General features: G+C 30.6%; 26 protein-coding genes. All 26 read right to left on the bottom strand.

Features of this window, described 5'->3' with window-relative positions; translation table 11 throughout:
* Window positions 1-6 precede the first annotated feature (6 nt).
* The 26 genes from CURI_RS07880 to CURI_RS08005 all read right to left on the bottom strand — a co-directional run bounded on the left by CURI_RS07880 (window position 7) and on the right by CURI_RS08005 (window position 22049).
* On the bottom strand, window positions 7-750 hold the full coding sequence (locus CURI_RS07880) for a FliA/WhiG family RNA polymerase sigma factor (protein WP_014967719.1): 744 nt from the start codon (window positions 748-750) through the stop codon (window positions 7-9).
* 29 nt (window positions 751-779) lie between these two features.
* Window positions 780-1262 (bottom strand): chemotaxis protein CheD, encoded by a 483-nt coding sequence (locus tag CURI_RS07885; RefSeq protein WP_187287391.1) that lies wholly within the window; start codon window positions 1260-1262, stop codon window positions 780-782.
* 2 nt (window positions 1263-1264) lie between these two features.
* Entirely contained in the window at window positions 1265-1870 is a 606-nt protein-coding gene (locus tag CURI_RS07890; RefSeq protein WP_014967721.1) for a chemotaxis protein CheC, read from the bottom strand.
* A 17-nt stretch (window positions 1871-1887) separates the two neighbouring features.
* Window positions 1888-2346, bottom strand: a complete 459-nt coding sequence (locus CURI_RS07895; RefSeq protein WP_041701671.1) for a chemotaxis protein CheW — start codon at window positions 2344-2346, stop codon at window positions 1888-1890.
* A gap of 15 nt (window positions 2347-2361) precedes the next feature.
* Window positions 2362-4380 carry a chemotaxis protein CheA gene (locus CURI_RS07900; protein WP_014967723.1) on the bottom strand — a complete coding sequence of 673 codons (2019 nt, stop codon included), beginning with the start codon at window positions 4378-4380 and terminating at the stop codon, window positions 2362-2364.
* A gap of 23 nt (window positions 4381-4403) precedes the next feature.
* Window positions 4404-5192 (bottom strand): MinD/ParA family ATP-binding protein, encoded by a 789-nt coding sequence (locus CURI_RS07905; RefSeq protein ID WP_014967724.1) that lies wholly within the window; start codon window positions 5190-5192, stop codon window positions 4404-4406.
* The gene (gene flhF, locus CURI_RS07910; RefSeq protein WP_014967725.1) at window positions 5185-6267 is read right to left on the bottom strand and encodes a flagellar biosynthesis GTPase FlhF; all 1083 of its coding nucleotides are present in this window, start codon (window positions 6265-6267) and stop codon (window positions 5185-5187) included. Before flhF ends, CURI_RS07905 begins: the two co-directional genes overlap by 8 nt.
* Window positions 6264-8297 carry a flagellar biosynthesis protein FlhA gene (gene flhA / locus CURI_RS07915; RefSeq protein ID WP_014967726.1) on the bottom strand — a complete coding sequence of 678 codons (2034 nt, stop codon included), beginning with the start codon at window positions 8295-8297 and terminating at the stop codon, window positions 6264-6266. Before flhA ends, flhF begins: the two co-directional genes overlap by 4 nt.
* Before the next feature lie 19 nt (window positions 8298-8316).
* On the bottom strand, window positions 8317-9402 hold the full coding sequence (gene flhB, locus CURI_RS07920; protein WP_014967727.1) for a flagellar biosynthesis protein FlhB: 1086 nt from the start codon (window positions 9400-9402) through the stop codon (window positions 8317-8319).
* Between the two features lie 5 nt (window positions 9403-9407).
* Window positions 9408-10190: a flagellar biosynthetic protein FliR gene (gene fliR, locus CURI_RS07925; RefSeq protein WP_041701674.1), complete on the bottom strand. Its 783-nt coding sequence runs from the start codon at window positions 10188-10190 to the stop codon at window positions 9408-9410.
* Between the two features lie 21 nt (window positions 10191-10211).
* The gene (fliQ, locus tag CURI_RS07930) at window positions 10212-10478 is read right to left on the bottom strand and encodes a flagellar biosynthesis protein FliQ (protein WP_014967729.1); all 267 of its coding nucleotides are present in this window, start codon (window positions 10476-10478) and stop codon (window positions 10212-10214) included.
* Window positions 10479-10492: 14 nt separating this feature from the next.
* On the bottom strand, window positions 10493-11254 hold the full coding sequence (gene fliP, locus CURI_RS07935) for a flagellar type III secretion system pore protein FliP (RefSeq protein WP_014967730.1): 762 nt from the start codon (window positions 11252-11254) through the stop codon (window positions 10493-10495).
* Window positions 11255-11258: 4 nt separating this feature from the next.
* Window positions 11259-11753 carry a flagellar biosynthetic protein FliO gene (locus CURI_RS07940; protein WP_041701676.1) on the bottom strand — a complete coding sequence of 165 codons (495 nt, stop codon included), beginning with the start codon at window positions 11751-11753 and terminating at the stop codon, window positions 11259-11261.
* A gap of 7 nt (window positions 11754-11760) precedes the next feature.
* Window positions 11761-12123, bottom strand: a complete 363-nt coding sequence (locus CURI_RS07945) for a response regulator (protein ID WP_014967732.1) — start codon at window positions 12121-12123, stop codon at window positions 11761-11763.
* A gap of 18 nt (window positions 12124-12141) precedes the next feature.
* Window positions 12142-13287: a flagellar motor switch phosphatase FliY gene (gene fliY / locus CURI_RS07950; protein WP_014967733.1), complete on the bottom strand. Its 1146-nt coding sequence runs from the start codon at window positions 13285-13287 to the stop codon at window positions 12142-12144.
* Window positions 13280-14263: a flagellar motor switch protein FliM gene (gene fliM, locus CURI_RS07955; RefSeq protein ID WP_014967734.1), complete on the bottom strand. Its 984-nt coding sequence runs from the start codon at window positions 14261-14263 to the stop codon at window positions 13280-13282. The genes fliY and fliM overlap by 8 nt, the downstream gene beginning before the upstream one ends.
* Before the next feature lie 26 nt (window positions 14264-14289).
* Window positions 14290-14724: a flagellar basal body-associated FliL family protein gene (locus CURI_RS07960; protein ID WP_014967735.1), complete on the bottom strand. Its 435-nt coding sequence runs from the start codon at window positions 14722-14724 to the stop codon at window positions 14290-14292.
* A 20-nt stretch (window positions 14725-14744) separates the two neighbouring features.
* Window positions 14745-15482, bottom strand: coding sequence for an OmpA/MotB family protein (locus CURI_RS07965; RefSeq protein ID WP_014967736.1), 738 nt, complete (start codon window positions 15480-15482; stop codon window positions 14745-14747).
* The gene (locus tag CURI_RS07970; RefSeq protein ID WP_014967737.1) at window positions 15482-16270 is read right to left on the bottom strand and encodes a motility protein A; all 789 of its coding nucleotides are present in this window, start codon (window positions 16268-16270) and stop codon (window positions 15482-15484) included. The genes CURI_RS07965 and CURI_RS07970 overlap by 1 nt, the downstream gene beginning before the upstream one ends.
* Before the next feature lie 5 nt (window positions 16271-16275).
* Entirely contained in the window at window positions 16276-16476 is a 201-nt protein-coding gene (locus tag CURI_RS07975; protein ID WP_014967738.1) for a flagellar FlbD family protein, read from the bottom strand.
* Window positions 16477-16607: 131 nt separating this feature from the next.
* Window positions 16608-17855 (bottom strand): flagellar hook protein FlgE, encoded by a 1248-nt coding sequence (locus CURI_RS07980; RefSeq protein ID WP_014967739.1) that lies wholly within the window; start codon window positions 17853-17855, stop codon window positions 16608-16610.
* A gap of 84 nt (window positions 17856-17939) precedes the next feature.
* Window positions 17940-18335, bottom strand: a complete 396-nt coding sequence (locus tag CURI_RS07985; protein ID WP_014967740.1) for a TIGR02530 family flagellar biosynthesis protein — start codon at window positions 18333-18335, stop codon at window positions 17940-17942.
* Window positions 18336-18376: 41 nt separating this feature from the next.
* Complete coding sequence (locus CURI_RS15045) at window positions 18377-18859, bottom strand: flagellar hook capping FlgD N-terminal domain-containing protein (RefSeq protein WP_014967741.1); 483 nt, start codon at window positions 18857-18859, stop codon at window positions 18377-18379.
* 12 nt (window positions 18860-18871) lie between these two features.
* Window positions 18872-20317: a flagellar hook-length control protein FliK gene (locus tag CURI_RS07995; protein WP_014967742.1), complete on the bottom strand. Its 1446-nt coding sequence runs from the start codon at window positions 20315-20317 to the stop codon at window positions 18872-18874.
* Window positions 20318-20336: 19 nt separating this feature from the next.
* Window positions 20337-21596 carry a MotE family protein gene (locus tag CURI_RS08000; RefSeq protein ID WP_014967743.1) on the bottom strand — a complete coding sequence of 420 codons (1260 nt, stop codon included), beginning with the start codon at window positions 21594-21596 and terminating at the stop codon, window positions 20337-20339.
* Window positions 21597-21716: 120 nt separating this feature from the next.
* Window positions 21717-22049 (bottom strand): flagellar export protein FliJ, encoded by a 333-nt coding sequence (locus CURI_RS08005; RefSeq protein WP_014967744.1) that lies wholly within the window; start codon window positions 22047-22049, stop codon window positions 21717-21719.
* Window positions 22050-22052 lie beyond the last annotated feature (3 nt).

The raw sequence follows: 22052 nt of genomic DNA on the forward strand, positions 1-22052 counted from the left end.
AAAAGCCTAATAATTTTCAATGCCTTGCCTTTTTAAATTATTCTTCATCGTTATAATAGCCTTACTGTGTATTTGAGATATTCTTGACTCTGATAAGCTAAGAATATTCCCTATTTCCTTATAAGTTAATTCATCATAATAATATAAAGAGACAACTAATTTTTCTTTTTCTTTTAAATTCTCTATAGTATCTAAAAGAATACTCTTTATTTCTTTATTTTCGTAAACCTTTTCAGGACTTTGTGCTCCCGTATTGTTCATAGATACTTCACCTTTGAGCTGTAGTGTTTCCTCTAAAGATACCATATTTAAAGTCACAGTTTCAGCTAGAATATTGTCTACTTCTTCTAGTGTTATATCCATGCTTTGAGCTATTTCTTTTGTTGTAGCACTCCTACCCAATTTATTTTCCAGCTCACTAATTACCTTCTCTAGTTCTTTAGATTTCTTTCTAACACCTCTAGGTATCCAATCTAATTTTCTCAGGTTATCAATTATGGATCCTCTTATTCTAATTTGTGCATAAGTTTCAAACTTTAAGTCTCTGTCAAGGTCAAATTTATCTATAGCGTCTATGAGACCAAATACACCAAATCCAACTAAGTCATCATACTCTATATTCCCTGCATAGAAGTTATACATTCTTCCAGCTATTATTTTTACCAAGGTTGAATATTGTGTGATAAGTTTCTGCTTATATTTAAGTTCTTCAGTTTTTTTATATGTTTTCCATAGTTCATCTATATCCACTTTTCCACCTCCATAAAGGTGTACATATATTATATAGTCTTAACTCCATGTCCAATTGTCTTTATAAGTAAGCTTCCATCTGTAGAATCTAGCTCTATGGTTCTACCAAAGTTTCCTCCTGTATCCTCTGCTACAATACGTATGCCTACTTCCTTTAACTTTTTTTTACATGCTTCTATATTTCTAGCTCCTACCCTTAGAATATCATTTTGCGTTGAGAAGTTGAACATTTGAGCTCCACCTGCTATCTTAGCTACTATATTTCTTCTTATAGCCCCTAAACATATCATTTCCCTTAACATTTCGTCTACAGCTGTATCTACGAATTTTGCTTTATTAGAATTATTCTTTATTTCTAAACTTGAAGGTAACATTATATGTGCCAATCCAGCGACCTTGCTAACCTTGTCATATAAAGTTATTCCTACGCAGGATCCTAGTCCTAAAGTTATAAGTACATCAGGTGATTTTGATATTTTATAGTCTGCCATACCTATTTTTATTTGATTCATCACTACGATACCCCTAAGCTTTTCAATATTTTCTCAAAGGAATCTACTTCTGGGATTAAAAACAAATCACCATTTATACTTCTCTCTCCTTCTTCAAACTGTGTTTCTATAAATATAGCATGATCACCTGTATGGCCAAACTGTATGGCCGGAACACTTAGTATTGCTCCAGCCATATCTATACATATTGAAGGCACTGATATAGTTAAGTTAAGACCAGTTAGCAAACTTAGTGAGTTTATATATGAAGCTGATAGTATATTTCCAACCTCTGATAAGGCTGACATATCCATCTCATCTATTTCATTTCTTTCATCGGTTCTTCCAAATAGCATGTTTACAAGGTTTTTAGCGGAGTTTAAATCAAGTATAAACATTATATTTCCTTCTATATCTCCGTTCATCTCAAAATATATTCCTACTACCGGCTTCTCCACATCACCAAGCACCTCTGAAACATTTTTAAATTCTAGAATTTTTACTCTTGGAACATCCATATCAACTTTTTTATTTATCATAGTAGAAAGAGCCGTAGCAGCATTTCCGGAACCTATATTTCCCAATTCCTTTAAAACATCTAATAACATTGAATTAAAATTATCCATCATATTTATAGCACCACTTTTTAGTTATTTTCTTCTGATTCTTGTATTCCTATTACTTTTTCTGTGCTTAATAAAATTATTAATCTTCCATCCTTTTTACCTATGCACTTAACAAAGTCCTCATATGCAGTATCTATACTAGATGGAGCACTATCTAGATCTTCGGTGTTAAATTCTATAACTTCTGAAGACGAGTCCACAAGCATACCTACCTGTATTTCATTTAAGAATACTATGATTATTCTACTATTAGAGTCTATTTCTTTCTCTGATAAACCAAATCTTTTCCTTAGTTCTATAATTGGAACTACTTCACCTCTTAAATTTATAACACCTTTAATATGACTTTTAGCATTTGGCACTCTTGTAAAATCTTGTGCTTTTTCAATTGCTCTAACATTATTAATATCTATTCCATAAAATTCATCTTCTAATTTGAACACAACGTACTTTTTATCTGATACAATATTTTCATTCATTTTCATCCCTCCTCTTTATATTAAAGAGTTAATATCTAATATTAAAGATATTTTACCATTTCCTAGTATCGTAGCACCTGATAAATATGGAACATCTAATAAAAACTTACCCAAAGATTTTATTACTATCTCTTGCTGACCTATTAGACTATCTATTATAAGCCCTGCTTCTTTATCTCCTTTTCTTACTATTACTATAGTTATCTCCGATTCTTTCTCTTTATCTGGAATGCCTAAAATTCTATTCAATCTAACAATAGGTAATGTTTTTCCTCTAAAAAGTACTACTTCTTGATTTTGTACTTTTCTTATTTCATCTTTATCAATTGTACTAATTTCGCTGATTGAGCTTAGTGGTATTGCATATATTTCATCTGCAATATTTATTAATAGCGCTTGTATTATAGCTAAAGTTAAAGGTAGCCTGATAATAAACTTGGTTCCTATGCCTCTCTCTGTTTTAATCTCTACACTACCACTTATGGACTCTATTTTCGTCTTAACAACATCTAGACCAACACCCCTACCAGAAACATCTGACACAGTATCCGCGGTACTGAACCCTGCACTGAATAGTAAATCTACAGCCTGATCTTGTTGCATTTCTTTAGCTTCTTCTTCTGTTATTATACCTCTTTCTATAGCCTTGTTCTTTACTTTTTCTATATTTATTCCTGCACCGTCATCATCTATTTCTATGACAACACTATTCCCATCAGGATAAGCTTTTAAATCTACTCTTCCTATTTCATTTTTACCAAGCTTTCTCCTAGTCTCAGGATCCTCAACTCCATGATCTATGGAATTTCTCAATAGATGTATTAAAGGTTCTCCTATTTCATCTATAATAGTTCTGTCAACCTCAGTTTCTTCTCCTGTCATTATAAGATCAATTTCTTTACCTAACTCTTTAGTCAAGTCTCTAACCATTCTTGGAAATCTGTTAAATACTCTCTCTATAGGTACCATTCTTACTTTCATAACTGCATCATGTAAGCTTGTAGTTATTCTTTCAAGATACTCTATAGCCTCGTTCATATTGCTTTTTTCATTGGCTCCTGTATCTTCCAGTCTAGTCTTTATAATTATAAGCTCACTTACCAAGTTCATTAGATTGTCTAATCTATCTATATCTACTCTTACTGTTTTTCCAGCTCTATTGTTATTGTTACTCTTAGAAGGGGGCTTTTTACTTTGATCCATCTGCTTTAATGGTTCTTTCTCCCTATTACTACTCTTTTCTAAATTCTTAACCTCATTATTTGCTTTATCCTTATTATCATTACTTGTTTGTATAGATATATCAGATACTTCTATACTTTCTATTTCTGATATTACCTCTAACTCTTCTTTTACTTCATCTTTTTCTCTATCAGTTATTAATACTATAGAAAATTCTAAATCAAACTTTTCGTTTTCTATATCTTCAGCTGGTGGATTTGAATAAACTATCTCTCCAATTTGCTCTGCAGTACTAAAAACTATAAATGCTCTTGCAGCTTTAAGAATGCATTCTTTACTAATCTTTACATTAATTTTATATGAATTAAGCCCTTTCTCTTTTGAGTTATTTAAAACATCTATAAGATATTCATCTAACTCATTTTCATTAGTAGCTTGCACCTTAATCTCATTAGATATATTACTACTATCTTTATGTAAACTATTGTATATTTCCTTTACTAAATCAGTGCTATCTAGCTCTCCTTCTTCTCCTGTTTCTATAATATGATTAATATATTCATCTAATGAATCAAAACATCTAAAAAGTATATCTATAATTTCAGCGCTTGCTTTGACTTCATCATTTCTAAGTGCATCTAACAAATTTTCCATTTCATGAGTGAGGGATGCTATATTACTAAATCCCATAGTACCTGACATACCTTTTATTGTATGTGCTACTCTAAAAATTTCATTAAGTAAGTTCTTTTCATTTGGATTTTTTTCTAGCTCAAGTAAATTATCATTCATATGTTGTAAATGTTCTCTAGACTCTTCTATAAATATGTCTAAATACTGATTCATATCCATAAACTACACCCCCAGTATATTTATTAGTTTACTTTTATTCTTGATATTATTTCATTAAATTCGTTAGATATCTTAGATCTTTCATATAGTCTAGTAACTGGTGTTTGTTCTCTTATTGATTCCGATACCGATATGTCATCACTTATGTATCCTATATTTGATATTTTAATTGATAGAAACTTTTCAGAAGTTGTTCTTAATCTTTCATATACATCATTAGCTATCATATAATCTTTTACCTTATTTACTATCAATCCAATATCATTAATATCTGTATATGATGCTACTTGTTTAAGTATAGTATAAGTGCTTTTAACGCCATCTATATCGTCTGTAGTTAGAACAAATAAAACACTACTACTATCCTTTAATAGTCCACTAAAAGATCTAATCTCAATTTTTTCTGTATCTACTAAGATAAAGTCAAATTCATTTTGCAACTCTTTGAAATAATCTTCTATTTTTATTAAAATATCTTTAGAGCTTTGAATTTCTTCGAGCAAAGGTCTACCATATATAACTTTTAAGTTTTCATTTATAGATACCATTATGTCCTCTATAGGTTCATTATTATTTATTACTGTCTTTATACCATACTTAGGAACTGTATTTAATAAAACATCTGTCCTAAAAAATCCAGCTCCACAATCTAGTATTAAAGTTCTATATCCCATTTCACTAAGTAATGTACCTATATTAGTTATAGTCATCGTTTTTCCTACTCTTTCTTTACCACTTATGAAAAGTATAGTTTTGCAATTCTTCTCTTTACTGACTAATTCTCTCAAGTTCTTAGCCTGATCGTTACTCATAACTAATTTCTCCTATCAATACTTTACTTATTTTTTCTGTATCTATAAGCTCTATATCATCAGGAACATTTTGTCCATAGGTGATATAAGAAAGTTGCTTGTTTGTATAAAACTTAGTATTAAGTATATTTCCTATCTTTTCCGACTCATCTACTTTAGTAAATATTATCTTGTAATCATCTACAAATCCATATTGACTTATTATAGAATTAATATTTTCAATATCTGTTCCTATATTTAAAACTAAAAATACTTCCTTATTTTTAACTGTCTGAATTAGATTTTTTAACTCTTCCATTTGCTCTATATTTTTATGACTTCTCCCTGCTGTGTCTATTAAAATAATATCTTTATCTTTAAAGTTCGATAAAGATTCATATATACCCTTTATCTCATAAATTACTTTAACAGGTAACTTCAGTATTTCTGCATATGTTTTTAACTGTTCCACCGCTGCAATTCTATAAGTATCAGCAGTTATCAATCCTATATCACACTTTTTATTTAGAGTAAAGTGAGCTGCTATCTTTGCAAGTGTTGTAGTTTTACCAACACCTGTAGGCCCTATGAAAAATACTATTTTTTGTTCTGATGTTAATTCTATTGGCTTTGGCTCTCCTAGATAAGCTTTTATATTATACTTTATTATATCCTTTATAGTTTCACGATCCTTATCTTCTAAATTTACCTGTTTATCTATATTATAAATAATACTTCTAGCTATATCTTCTTTTACCCCATTATTTTTTAAAATATCAACAAATTCAACTAACTCTGGCATTATGCTTTCAGCATCTTGAGCTTTACTAGGTTCATTTAAATTGTCTATTATATATTCAACAGAGCTTCTTAATTTTTTAATCTCTAGATTTAATTCATTATTTAACTTATTATTAGTTGTCTTTTCATCTAGAGCAGCTATAACCTCTACTTCCTCCTTCTTGATAAGTCCGAAAAACTTAGGTTTTTTTATAGTTCTAGTATGAAGTATTATAGCTTCAGAACCTAATTCTAGCTTAACCTTATTCATAACCTCTTGATTGCTGTCTCCCGTAAATCTTTTAACTTTCATCATAATGTCACCATCCCTATTGATTGAACTTCAACGCTAGGTTCAATTTCATTATATGATAGTACTATTAGTTCTTTTAAAGACTGTTCTGTTAGTTGTTTGAAGTAAATTCTTAATATTGGTGCTGTTAGTACTATTGGTTGTAATCCTATAGAAGTAAGTCTTTCTACAGTAGATAAAGTATTGTGAAGTATTTGCTGTATCTTATTTGGCTCTAAATTTATATAAGATCCACTTTCAGTTTGATTTAGTGAACTCATAATAAGTTGCTCTAGTTCACTATCTAGTGTAATAACTTTAAGTAAATTGTTTTCTACATATTTTTTTGTTATATATCTATTTAAACTTTGTCTAACATATTCTGTCAGCATATCTGTATCTCTAGTAATATGAACATAATCTGCAAGCGTCTCTAATATAGTTACCATATCTCTTATTGATATTTGCTCCTTTAACAAGTTTGATAAAACTTTCTGTATTTCTCCTAGTGAAAGCTCTTTTGGCGTAATTTCATCTACTAGAGCTGGATGTTCTTCTCTTACGTTATCTAATAATAGCTTAACATCCTGTCTACTTAAGAGGTTAGTTGCATTGCTTTTTATAATTTCAGTTAAGTGAGTAGCTATTATAGATGGAGGATCTACTACTGTATAGCCCAGTATTTCAGCCTTTTCTCTTTCATTCTCAGTTATCCATTTAGCTGGTAGTCCGAAAGCTGGTTCAACTGTATCTATACCTCCTAAATCTCCATTTGCTATCCCAGGGTTCATAGCAAGAAAATGATCAAAAAGAAGCTCTGTTCTAGATACCTCTACTCCTTTTATTTTTATAACGTATTCATTTGGATTAAGCTGAATGTTATCTCTGAGTCTAACCATCGGTACGACCATGCCGAGTTCTAATGCTATTTGCCTTCTAATCATTACTATTCGGTCTAATAAATCTCCTCCTTGATTAACATCTGCTAAAGGAATTATTCCATATCCAAATTCAAGTTCTATATCTTCTACTTTTAAAAGCGACATTACATTCTCTGGTTTCTTTATTTCCTCTACTTCTGTAACTTCTGCTAACTCTAGTTCATCTTCTTCATTTTTAATTTTATTATTATTCATTAAGAATCCTGTAAATAAAAATATCATAGATAGCATAACATAAGGTACTGATGGAAGTGGACTAGCTATTCCAAGAATCATAAGAACCCCACCTACTATAAACATCAGATTAGGATTATTTCCAAACAATTGCTTTAGTAGATCTTCTCCTAAGTTAGCTTCTGATGCTGCTCTTGTTACTACAAGTCCTGTTCCTGTAGAAATTAACAATGCAGGAATTTGACTTACAAGACCATCTCCAACAGTTAGTAAAGAGTATTCATTTACAGCTTGTCCTATATCAAACCCTCTACTTATGACTCCTATACCTATACCTGCGGTAAGATTTATTGCTGTAATTATTATTCCTGCTATAGCATCTCCTTTTACAAACTTACTTGCTCCATCCATAGCTCCATAAAAATCTGCTTGCATTTGCACTTCTTTTCTTCTTTTTTTAGCTTCTTCTTCAGTTACGAGTCCAGAGTTTAGGTCAGCATCTATTGCCATTTGCTTTCCTGGCATAGCATCTAATGTAAATCTAGCTGCTACCTCTGCAACCCTTTCAGCACCTTTAGTGATTACCATAAAGTTAATAACTACTATTATAAGGAATATAACAAGACCTACGAATATGTTTCCTTGTATTACAAATTCCCCGAAGGTTCTAATTACGTCTCCCGCATCTCCAGTACCTAGAATTAACCTAGTGCTCGAAATATTAAGTGCTAACCTAAGTAATGTAGTTAATAGCAATAATGATGGGAATATAGAAAATTGAAGTGCATTTTGAGTGTACATAGATATTAGTAGTATCAATATTGATAAAGCTATATTCATACTTAATAGCATATCTAACATAAATGATGGTATTGGTATTATGATTATAATAATCACTGCAATAACAGCTAGTGCAACACTGACATCTCCAAATTTCATAAAGTAATAACCCCCCTTCTTAGTTTTTTAAATTGTATACGTATGCGAGTATTTCTGCTACAGATTGATATAATTCTTCAGGAATAATATGTCCAATCTCAACATCACTATAAAGAGCTCTTGCTAGTATTTTATTCTCAACAATAGGAACATCATTTTCACCGGCTAATTTTTTTATATTTTGAGCTATTAAATCTTGTCCTTTAGCCAAAACATATGGTGCTTGATACAAATCTTTTTCATATTTTATCGCTACTGCATAATGAGTCGGGTTTGTAATTATAACGTCTGCATTTGGAACTTCAGACATCATTCTACTCATCGCCATCTGTCTTTGTTTCTCTTTTATTTTTGATTTTATTTTAGGATCCCCTTCAGCTTGTTTATGCTCTTCTTTTACTTCTTGCTTACTCATCTTTAAATTTTTCTCATAATCCCACCATTGATACAGATAGTCAAATGCTGCCATTACAACCAGCACCGTACCTGCTTTAAAAGCTAAATTTACGACAGTATCTCCTAAGTATGCAACTATACTCCCTATGTCAGAATCCGGTAAATTAATTATATTTACAATCTCTTTTAAAGCATAATTATAAACTACATATCCAACTATAAATATTTTTATAAGAGATTTTATAAGTTCTACTATTGATCTTTTGGAAAAGAGTCTTTTAAATCCTTCTATGGGATTTAGTTTACTTAATTTAATCTCAAGAGTTTTAGTTGTAAATAAAAAGCCTACTTGCATATATGTTATTACTAACCCTGTAACTAAAGCTATGATAGTTATTGGTATTACAACTATTACTGTAGTTATTATAATTTTATAAAACAGTATCTTAATGCCCTCTGCTGTAAATATACCTTCATCAAATAAGTAATTCTTATAGGTACTCTTTGTAAATCCCATTAAATAATTTAGCATATGGTGTCCAAATTTCCTTAGTCCCCAAAACACCAGTATAAGCACTATCGCTGTACTTATCTCCTTACTTTGTAGGATCTGACCCTTTTCTCTAGCATCACTTCTTTTCTTTGGTGTTGGTGCCTCAGTTTTTTCTCCCGAAAATAATTGAAGGTTTATTCTATAATTAAAGTTCACTATAATCACCCTTTTTGTATTGCCTTTAAAAAGTTAAAAATCTCCTCATGCATATTGTTAAATATATGCTGAAGAGCTATAAAAAAACCAGGCAATGTTACTATTATTAAGAATATTCCTACCATTATTTTTAAAGGCATCCCTACTATAAACACATTCATCTGTGGCATAGTTTTAGCTAATATTCCTAACAATACATCTGCTAGTATTATGACTACTAGTATTGGACTACTAATTTTAAATCCCAGTATAAATAACTTTCCTAATATAAATACAATTTGTCTTACCATATCACTTGAAAATACGAATTTTCCCATAGGTATATAGTCATATGAACTTACTAATGCCTCAATTAATAAATGATGGCCATTAACAACTAAAAATATTAATGTAGCTATTATCTGATAAAAGTTCCCTGTTATAGGAATTTGCACATTACTTTGAGGATCTAGTACACTAACCATTCCAAAGCCTATTTGAATATCTATAATCTGACCTATTATAAAAAATACACTAAAAAATAAGTATGCTATAAATCCTATTATAAATCCTGTTATAAGCTCTTTTATACATGCTATTATTAATAGTAGATCTGTAAGAGGTGTACTAGGTCCTTCTACTGTATTTAATAAAATAAAAGATAACAATACGCTAAATCCTATTTTATAGGTTTCAGGTATATTAATCCTACTAAAAATCGGTGATATTATAAAAAGTCCAGTAACTCTTACTATCAAAAGTATAAGAGTCTGATATTGATTAAGCAAAATATCTAATAAATTTTCCATAACTTTATCCATCTTTCTTTTTTAAAGATAATTATTTATACTAGTAAAAAGATTTATTGAAAAATCCATTACAACTCTTAACATCCATGGTCCTAGGATTAAAAAAGTTATCAAAACTGCAACTATTTTAGGAACGAATGCAAGAGTTGCCTCTTGTATTTGTGTTGTAGCCTGAAATATACTTACTGCTAAACCTACCATTAATCCTATGCCAAGTAAAGGAGCTGAAACCATTAGTATAGTAGTCATAGCTTGTTGTGCTATATTCAAAACATCTCCTTCAGTCATAGAAATCTCTCCTTTTAATTGAAACTATTGACAAGTTGTCCAATTATTAAATTCCATCCATCTACCATTATAAATAATAGTAACTTAAAAGGTAGTGATATCATAGCAGGTGGTAGCATCATCATCCCCATGGACATAAGAGTACTTGCTACGACCATATCTATAACTAAAAATGGAACAAATATTACAAATCCTATTTGAAAGGCTGTTTTTATTTCACTTATTATAAATGAAGGTATAAGAACCTTTGTAGGGATTTCTTCTATCTTGTCTACTTTATCTATCTTTGCTATTTTTAAAAATAGACCCATATCTTTCTCTTTAGTCTGTTTAAACATAAATGTTCTTATAGGTTCCATAGTCTTTTCTATCATTTGTTCTTGATTTATTTCTTCTTTTACATAAGGCTGTATAGCTTGTTCATTTATTTGAGTTGCTACAGGAGCCATTATGAAAAAAGTTAAGAATAAAGCTAGCCCAATTAAAATTTGATTTTGTGGTATTTGTTGAGTACCTAATGCGTTTCTTACAAAAGAAAGTACTATTAATATTCTAGTAAAACTAGTCATCATAATAAGAATTGATGGTGCTAGAGTCAGTATAGTAAATAGTATCAAAAGCTTTATACTAGAAACGTATTCTTCTGGATTACTAGTATCTGTTATACTTATATTTTTACCTAGTATTGGTATATTGGTCTCTGCATGTCCTATGCTTTGAATTAAAATTAATAAAAGCAGAGTTATAGTAATGGATATATTAATCTTTCTTTTCATAGAATCATTCCTTATCATTTGGGCTACCTTTTATTTTTTCTGATATTATTTTTTTAAATTTATCCATGTGTTGTTTAAAATCTTGATTATTATTATTTTGATATAAGCTCTTATTCAGTATTGATTGAAAATCTTCTCCTAAATCATCTTCTTTTAGTTTATCTATAAAGGTTGTATAGTTATTACCCATCGATAAAATATATACATTATCGTATATTTTAATAATTACTATTTTTGTATTTGCACCTATGTTGATGAAATCCAGCACTTGCATATTATTGCTTCTACTTAAATTATTTGTCTTTTTAGCTATAAACTTAGTTGAATAAAGTGCGAGTAATATTATGCCTATAAAAATCGCTAAAAATAATATCATACTCAGAAAGTAAGAAAAGTAGCTTGTTTTCCCTCCTTCGTTATACGCATACGTATAACCACTAAGTAATACTGAAACTAAATTTATAGCTAATAAAGTAATTTTTTTGTTTAATTTAAACATTCGTTCTCTAACCTAAAACTTTTTTAACCGCTTCTATTACTCTGTCAGCTTGAAAAGGCTTTACAATAAAATCTTTTGCACCTGCTTGGATGGCCTCTATTACCATGGCCTGCTGACCCATAGCTGAGCACATTATTATTTTTGCATCAGGATCTATTTCTTTTATTGACTTTACAGCTTGTATTCCATCTACCTCAGGCATAGTTATGTCCATTATAACTAGTGAAGGTGTTAACTCCTTATATTTTTCTATAGCTTTTGCTCCATTTTCAGCTTCTCCAACTACCTCAAATCCATTTTTCGTTAATATATCCTTAATCATCATTCTCATAAAAGCAGCATCATCAACTAATAAAATTTTATTTGACATATATATTCCTCCCTATCTCTATCTCTGATTAATTCTTTTAGCTGGACTAACTATTTCTGTTATCCTAATTCCGAAATTGTCTTCAATTACAACAACTTCTCCCTTAGCTATATACTTGCCATTTGCATATACTTCTAGTGGTTCTCCTAAAAGCTTATCTAATTCTATGATTGTCCCTGGACCATATTCTAGTATCTCGCCAATTTTTCTCATAGTTTTTCCAAGCTGTACAGTTATCTCCACAGGTATTTCTTGAATAATATCTATGCTTTCATCATAAGATTTAGAGCTGATATTATCAAACTGTTGAAATTCTAATTTTTTAACAGTTACTGGTTCTTGCCTTACACTTTGTTGCTGAACAGGTTGTGTGTAGGTTGGTTGCTGTATTGGTTGTTGATGTTGAATAGGCTGTGTATAGGTCGGTTGTTCTACCGGTTGTTGTGCCACTGCTACCTCTTCTTCTACAACTTCAGGCTCTGGACTTGATTCTGCTTCTCCTCCAATTAATTTCTTTACCATTTCCTTTGCAAAGCTTAAAGGGATAAGTTGCATGATCTCACTATCTATTAAATCACCTACTACCATTTTAAAGGAGATTTTAACAATTTTATCGTCTGAATCAAATACATCTAGTTTATCCTCTTGAAAATCAATTTTGTAAGACTGAGGTGGATCTATATCTATAGTTTTTCCTATCATTTCAGATAAAGAAGTGCTTGACGATCCTACCATTTGGTTCATAGCCTCACCTATGGCACTTAAATCTATTTCAGTTAAATCACCTTCTACATTTTTACCGTCTCCACCCATCATTAAATCCGCTATTATCTTAACATCAGAAACTTTTAATATTAAAAGATTTAAGCCTTCAAGTCCCTTTGTATATTTAACATTTATAGCTACAAACGGTATAGGATAATACTCTGATAGTTCCTGTATATTCGTTATTGATACTTTTGGTGTAGTAATCGTAACTTTATGACCTAATAATGTAAATAAAGTAGTAGCCGAAGTGCCCATACTTATATTTCCAATTTCTCCAAGGGTATCTTTTTCAACTTCACTTAATAATTTCTGTTCACTGTTCTCTGCTTCTGAATTATTAGGAGCATTCCCTAATAATGCATCTATTTCGTCTTGATTAAGTAAGCTATCAGCCATCTAACTCATCACCATCCTTATATGCTCTAGTAATTTTCACTGCTACTTTTCTATTCTGAGCACCTAATGCTCCACAAAACTTTTTATATGATCCTACATTTATACTTATTTCATCACTTACATTCTCTTTCAGTTTAATAACATCTCCTAGTTGTAAGTCTAGTAAATCTCTCACAGTTAATGTAGTTGAACCTAGTTCAGCGACCATTGGTACATATGTGTTTCTTATTCTTTTTTGCAAGTGTTCTTTATCTTTTTCAGTTATTCCTTTTTTAGTTGTAGAGAACCATAGTTTTGTATTAAGTTTATTTAATATAGGTTCTATTACCAAGTGAGGTATACAAACATTTAAAAGTCCCTCTATCTCACCTACACTAATATTCATAGTTATTAAGCTAATGGTTTCACTTGGTGGTACTATTTGTGCAAATTGAGCATTAGTTTCTATTTTTTCAAGCGATGGTGTTAATATTATAACATTATCCCATGCTTCAGATACTATATCAACCACTTTTACCATCATTCTTTTTAAAAGTATTAATTCTATTTCAGTAAAGTTTCTTATTTCACTAACCGAGTCTCCTTCACCACCAAGAAGTCTATCTATTACAGTAAAAGCAACATTTGGTGAAATGTCCAAAAGTATCTGGCCACTTAAAGGTTCAAACTTTACTATAGATAAAAAGGCTGGGTTTGATATCGCGTTGCTAAATTCGCTATATGCATATTGATCTACTGTTATTACTTCTACTTTTACGGAAGCCCTTAAATATCCTGATAAAAAAGTCTGAAGAAGTCTCGCGAAATTTTCATGTATTATCTCTAAAGTTCTTAATTGATCTTTAGCTATTTTTTGAGGATTTCTAAAATCATATTTCTTTACTCTTTTCTCTACGGTATCCTCTTTAATTTCTTGAACATCTACTTCCCCAGTACTAAGTGCATTGAGTAGGGCATCTATTTCATTTTGAGACAAAAACTTCGCTCACTATTTTTACCCCCCTACTGTACTATGAAATCATTAAAATACACATCTGAAATCAATTTAGTGTTAAACACCTCATTAAGTCTTCCTAATATTTCTTTTTGAATAGCTTTCTGTCCTTCGCTTCCTGAAAGCTCATCTTCTTTTTTACTTCTAATAATTTCATTTATTTCATGACGTATTATGTAATTTTTATTTTCTAAAATTTCAAGAAACTTCTCATTAGCAGTTTCTACAGTAATATTTATCTTTACTAATTTTCTGCTTTCTGATAAATTGCAGTACATCTCTCCTACATCATATTTAAATATATCTTTATTTATCATTGCACTTTCCATACCACTCGTTGCACTATTTTTCGACATCTGAAGCCCGAATATAGCTCCAAATATAATAGCTACTATTGCTAATAGTACAAAGACACCTATTATTATTATTTTTTTTGTGCTCATATCCCATACTCCTTTTACTATTAGTTAGGTTCTGTTTCACTATAAGATGATTTTAATATTATTATATCTACTCTTCTGTTTTTTGCTTTATTCTCAAAAGTATCATTAGATACAACTGGTCTTTTATCACCATATCCAGATGTAGATATCCTGCTTCCTTCTATTCCTTGTACTTCAACTAGATATCTTAATACATTAGTTGCTCTAATAGCTGAAAGTTCCCAGTTAGTTGGATATTTATTATTAATATTTTTTATTGGATCTGAGTCTGTATGCCCTTCTATTTTTACTTGTCTTTCCTTAAACTCTTCATTATTTAGTAGCTCAGAGATAAAATTTAGCATTCCTTTAGCTTCGTCTTTTACATCAGCTGCTCCTGAGTCAAAGAATACATTGTCTAAAGATCTTATTAATAGACCCCTTTCTTCTATTTTTGTTTCTATTTCAGACTCCATACCTTCGCCTTTACTATATTCATCTATTAATTTTTTCATCATAGACAAATCTTTGATTTCTTCAATTTCTTCCTCTGGAAGCTCTCCTTGAATAGGAGGATCAATCATTACATTTCCTCCAGGTAAAATTCCTGCACCACCCTGGAATGAACTAATAAATGCTTGAAACTTTTGTGCATCTAGATTTGAAAATGCAAATAATAGTACAAAGAAACATAAAAGAAGCGTTACTAAATCCGCATAGGTAGCAAGCCAAGCATCTCCTTTAATACCACCATCTTCTTCTCTCTTTTTTCTTGACATTAAGCTTCCGCTCCTTCGCTAGAATTTTGGAATTTCTCTCTAAGTTCAGGCGGTAAAAATGTTTTTAGCTTTTCTTCTATTATTCTAGGGTTTTCCCCCGCTTGAATAGATAGAAGGCCTTCTACTACTATCTCTTTTATCAATACTTCTTCCCTGCTTTTAAACTTAAGCTTTGCTGCTAAAGGGCTAGCAAATACATTTGCTATAGCTGAACCGTAAAGAGTAGTTATAAGTGCAACAGCCATACTAGGACCAAGAGTACTTGGATCGTCTAGCTGTCCAAGCATATTAATAAGTCCGATAAGAGTACCTATCATACCAAATGCAGGACCATATGCAGCTATCATTTCAAATAGTCCCCTACCATCAGAGTGTCTTTCTTCCACAAAGTTTAATTCTGTTTCCAGTATATTTCTAACTAACTCAGGATCTGTACCATCTACTATTAGCATTATACCTTTTTTCAAAAACGTATCTTCTGCTTTTTGTCCTGCTTCTTCTAATGCTAAAAGTCCTTCTCTTCTGGCTACATTTGCTAGTGATGTAAGTTGCTCTATAATTTTTATAGGAGATAGGTCTTTATTTAAAAAAGCATTTTTAGTTATAGCTAATATATTTTTCATCTTACTTAGAGGGTATGACATAATTGTTGAAGCTAATGTCCCTCCTAAAACTATAATCATAGATGGAGTATGTATGTATTCCCCTAGAGTACTCCCTGATGAAATTATCCCATATATCATAAACCCAATTCCTGCTAAAAATCCAATGAGTGTTCCTATATCCATAAATTCTACACCTCCTTTTTACTGTACACAAACACTTTGTTTTTAAATATAGCAGCTTTTTCTATAACTTCTTCTATACTTTCTTGTACCACAATCTTTTTCCCTGTAATGAGAGTAATTACAGTATCAGGAGTTTCCTCTATAGTTTCTATTAAATCATTATTAACTACAAATTCTTCTCCATTTAGTCTATTTAATTTTATCATGAGATCACCCTTATTTTTAAATCTTGGATAGCTAATTCCTTAGCTATCCAGATTTTTTATTATATTTTATGACTTAATATTAGCAATTGTACTTTACAAGCATACTATCTTTTGCTTAAAATCTTAGCTTACTATCTCTTCAAGTTAACTAACTCTTGTAATATCTCATCACTAGTAGTTATAACTCTTGAGTTAGCTTGGAATCCTCTTTGTGTAGTAATCATTTCTGTAAATTCATACGATAAGTCAACATTCGACATTTCCAGTGCTCCCCCTATAATCTCACCATATCCTGAGCCACCTGCTTTACCAACTTGAGGCTCCCCTGAGTTTCTAGTATATGAAAAAAGATTAGAGCCCTGTTTTAGAAGTCCTTCTGGATTATCGAATTTTGCAACAGCAATTTGTGCTAAAATTGCTTGCTCTCCATTCGTGAATGTACCTACGACTTCTCCTGTGGGGCTAATAGAGAAACTGTCTAGACTCCCACTTGTATTACCATCTTTTTTCTCTGCTTTAGCAGTAGTATCATTTCCATATTGTGTGAGACCAGAAAAATCAATGCTTATACTTCCACCAGCATCTCCAAATTCTACCCCATCTTTAGTTATAATTAAAGCTTGTGGTGTAGTTGGGCTTTTTAGATTTCCTTCTTTGTCAAATTCTATATCATATTCAGCGTTACTAGGAACTGTTGCACCATCTATCTCTACAATACTAGCTTTCCAAGTGCTACCATCTTGTCCTTCTGCAGTTTTAGTAATTTTGTATTTAACGTTATATGGATTACCTAGACTATCATATATAACTGTATCTGTAATATGTTCTCCACCAACTTCTGTTCTTGAATCTAGATTACCACCTAATGCCATATTTTTAGTAGTCGAAGGCGGTACTGTTGTTGATTTATCTATTTTTATATCTCCAATTTGATCAGTTATTCTTCCATCTTCATCCACTTGATATCCTAATACTTTAAGTCCTCCTAAATGTAGAGTCCCATATTCATCTCTCTCGAAGTTTCCTGCTCTAGTATAATATCTATTATTAAAATTAGGATCTCCTGATACCATGAAAAATCCATCTCCACTCATATAGAAATCTAGTGGATTATCAGTTCTTTGTGGAGTACTTCCTTCATGAACTACTCTTACTGATCCTACATTTACACCTAAGCCTACCTGCTGAGGGTTTGTTCCTGCTCTTCCTCCTTGTGGAGCTGATGCACCTCTTAGTGTTTGACTGAATACTTCCTGAAACGCTACTTGAGATTTTTTAAAACCTACTGTATTTACATTGGCTATATTATTACCTATAACATCCATTTTGAACTGGTGAGCTCTAAGACCTGATACTGCTGTATACATTGACCTTAACATTACTTATTTTCCCCCTTTTTTTATTAGAGCATGTACATCTTCTATCAGTCAGATGTACTTTAGCCTCCTTAACTTAAGGTCCAGCTATATTATTACTGCTCCATCTATATTCGTAAATAAATTATCTTTTAACTGCTCCTGTGTAACTGTAGTTATTATCGTCTTATTTTTGATATTTGCTATAAAAGCTTTGTTTTCCATAAGTATGAGTGCTTCTTTTACTCCTTTTTCCTCAGCTTTTCCTATAGCTCCTTCTATCTTTTCTATGTCTTCATCATTTAAAATTATATTTCTGCTATCCATTCTTTCTTTAGCATGTTTGGAGAATTTTATACTTTTATTTTCACTTTGAATATTACTTAGCATTTCTTCAAAGTTATTTTTATTAGTATTGCTATTTTTGTTTTGAATGGAGTTGTTTTTTATATAGTTTTGAGTTAATGAACCACTATTTATCCTATATAAGTTTATGTTTTTCATGTTCTTCACTCCATATCTTATTTATCACATTTTTATATTTATTATGCAGTTTCTGTTTTATCATCAGATTTATCTGGTACGGTAATATCCTCTTCGCTTTTATCTGGTATGGTAGTATCCTCTTCACCTTTATCTTGACTAGGACTTCCACCGTAAGCTTCTATTGCTTTTTTGATTGCACTTAATCCTTCTATAACTTCTTTTTGGCTGCTTGCAAGTTGCTCTGACAATTCATACATTGTATACTCTATTCCTAATCCTAGCATTTGCATATTTGTATTTAAATTTTGCATTTGCTCTAATGCACTAAATTGTGCCATTTGTGCTATAGAGTCTTTATTATCCATTGGCTCTAATGGATTTTGATATCTAAGTTGTGCTATCATTAACTGTAAAAAAGCATCTTTTCCCAGGTAATCATTTGGCACTCTTGAAGCATTATCTTTTTCTTGTGCTTTTTTCTCTTGATCCGCTATATTATAATCTAGTGGTTTATAATCGTTACTAACATTATTTACAGGCATATTTCTACCCCCTTATATTGTAATATCTACACTTCCTTCTCCGACTGAAGCATTCTGATTTTGCAGGTTTTCTTCTATATCTTCATATAGATTCATAGAATTTGAATTATCTATGTTAATTTTAGGTACTTTGATCTTTTTACTTTCTGCAAAAGCTTGTGAGTTTCCTTGATCATATTCTGAGTCTTGTCCTACTGAAACATCTATACTTTCGAAATTTATACCTTGTTCTTTTAGACTATCTTTTAACTCACTTACATTTGACTCTAGCATCTGCTTCACATTTAAGTTCTCAACTAAAGCTCTGGCTGTTACTATTCCTCTTTCTAGAGTAACTTTTATAGTCAAATTTCCAAGATGCTCAGGGCTTAATTTTATTTTGATTTCATTAATTTCATTATCATAATCTGCCTTTACTTTACTTGTTACTTGCTTTATCAAGTCAGCTTTATCTATATCTAAATACTGCTGCAGATTTAAGGTGTTTTTATCTATACTTACATCTTGTTGATTATTTAGCTGTAAGTTATTTTGCATATTAGTTAGTTCATTTGAAACTACTTTTTCAATATTAACTTTATCTTGATTTATGCTTATATCCAAAGAATCTTCTAGAACAATGTTTTCAGACCCAACTCTAAAATCATTTTCTAATTCATTTCCTTTGTCATTTGATACTGTTATTTTTACATCAGTTTTTCTTGACTCAGCACTAGAATCATCTTTCTGAACTATTGTATTATCTTTAGTTTGATCAATAGGTTTAGACTCTTCATCAATATTTATTAGTTTTTTCAAATTTTCAAGCATCTCTTCACTTTTTAATGAGTATTGTCCACCACTGCCTTCAGTTTCTACTAAACCTATAATTTTCTTTAAATCTAGTAAGAATTTTTCAGCATCAATTTCTATGTTTCCTTTTTCTTGTGCGGAAATTATCATATTATTTATATCTTTTGCTATCTCTTGCATTGGTACATTATTTTCTTTTAATTCAAGACTATTAATTATGCTTTCTAGTGCTATTTTTAGTTTCTCTAAATCTTCAACAGACATTTCTAAGTTCAAGTTCTCCATATTCTCAAGGTTCAAATCACTTATGTCTTGAAATATAGCTAGTATATTACTTATACTTTGAACTAGTTCATCTATTACTTGTTCTTTTTTACTTTTAGCATCATCACTTTCTTTCAATGACTCCTTAGTATTTTTTCCATCTTCTTTTACATTGATTTTTCGTGTGTTAGATTGAACCTCATAATTTCTTGTTACATGATTACTATCTTTTTGAATTTTATTTTCAGCATTGTTTTTTGACTGCATGTATGCTTCTTTATTTTTCATATCTAAAACTTTATTAAAGTCATTACTAGATCCTTTAGATTCAGTCCTTACACTTTTTGATGCCTTATTTCCTATATTATTCATTCCTTGAAACATAAAGTTTTGTATCATCATCTTATTCACCCCCTTTCAATTATTCTATAGCTAATATTTTCGTAATTTGTGCTGTTTTTTCTGGAGTTAAATTACTAAATATTTTTGCTAATTTAGGCTTTTTAAGCCTCTTCATAATTTCAACAGCTACTTTATAATCTGATAGCTTATATCCTGGATGCTCTTTTATAGTAAATACAGTTATCTCCTGTTTATTTTCTAGGAGTTTTTCTATAGCCCTTGCAGCTTCTGAAGGAGCCATTTTATCATAAACTACCACTAGATCATCTACTTTTTTGTTATATTCTTTAAGAAAAGTCATTATGCTACTAATCTCCACTACAGACGATTCTTGTACTCCAACCAATTCTTCCTCCTCTTTTATAGTAGAGAAAAGCTCCTCTATAAACTCTGGATCTTTAGAATTTACCAATACTTCAGCTGATTTTTGTGGACTTAAGTTCATATATATTCTTGATAATGCCTTTATAGAATATTTGTCTGTATTTCCTATTTCTTTTATAGAATCCTTAGGATCTTTTACAGAATATACTTGTGCTAATTTTTGTCCCATAAAATTCAGTTCTTCTTCTTCAGCTCTTTTTTCATTTAGTAGGTTCTGTAGCTGATTTTTTCTACTCATATTTTCACTCGATAACTTGAATAGAATATTGCTTCTCGAGCCTCCATCAAGGTAGTAAAGTATATTCACCGCCGCAGAATCATTCATATAAGATAATGCTTCAATAAATTCTTCTTCTGTTACTATATCTCCACGATTTATTTCTTCTACAGCTACTCTAGTTTTCATACCCTCTAACTTAGATGTTAACTCTCTAATTTGCAAAGTTTTATCACTTTCTACTTCTTCATATAGATTAGATAACAGATCTTTTCTAAGCTCTAAATTTCTTACTTCTTTTAATATTTCTTCCGTTTTTTTAGATGATAGTTTATTCATACGCTTAACTAATGTATTATATAATTTTTCATCTTCTTTTTTTACAATATATAGTTTATCTGCAGCACTTTTTTTATCTAATTCTTCTATGTAGTATTTTGCGATAGAGAGTTCTCTATCTACTAGCTCCGCTTTAGTTGGATAACTTCCTATTACACTTTTAACTACTGGTATCTTCCGTAGTATCTTATTAGCACTTTCTTTAAAGCTATCACTAACTAAGTATAAAAGCGTCATTATGGATAGTGGAATCACCACGAAAATAATTAATAGCGTCTTCTTTGCAGACCCTTTTTTCCTTACCTCTTCTTTTTCATTTATTTCATCGTTAATAGGCATTTTAATCCCCCGTTATATTAGTAGAACTACTGTAACTTACAAATTGATCATTAATTTTTTCTTCCTCTTTTTTTTGTTCATAAATATACTCATGATAATCTCTTACTTTTAATTTCTCCATTATTTTTTTTCTTTAGTTGATTCTATTAACTCATATCTTGTTTTCTCTACTACATGCTCTGCTTCTTCTATTTTTTTATTTTGTACTTTTATTTTTTCTGCAATATCTGTTAGGCAAGAATTATATATTTTTAAACTTTCTATAGTAGTTGTTTTCTCTACTATATTTTCTTTTTCTTTATTTAAAAAGTTTTTCATCTCTTCTATATTCTCTAATTTCTCTAGCTCTTGTTCTAACATCCTTTTAGCAGTGCCGTATTTACCCTTGTTTACATTTTCTACAGTTTCTCTATGATCTAATATCTTTTGTAATCTAAAATTAAATTTTGACATAAC

The organism is Gottschalkia acidurici 9a, assembly GCF_000299355.1.
Taxonomy (GTDB): domain Bacteria; phylum Bacillota; class Clostridia; order Tissierellales; family Gottschalkiaceae; genus Gottschalkia; species Gottschalkia acidurici.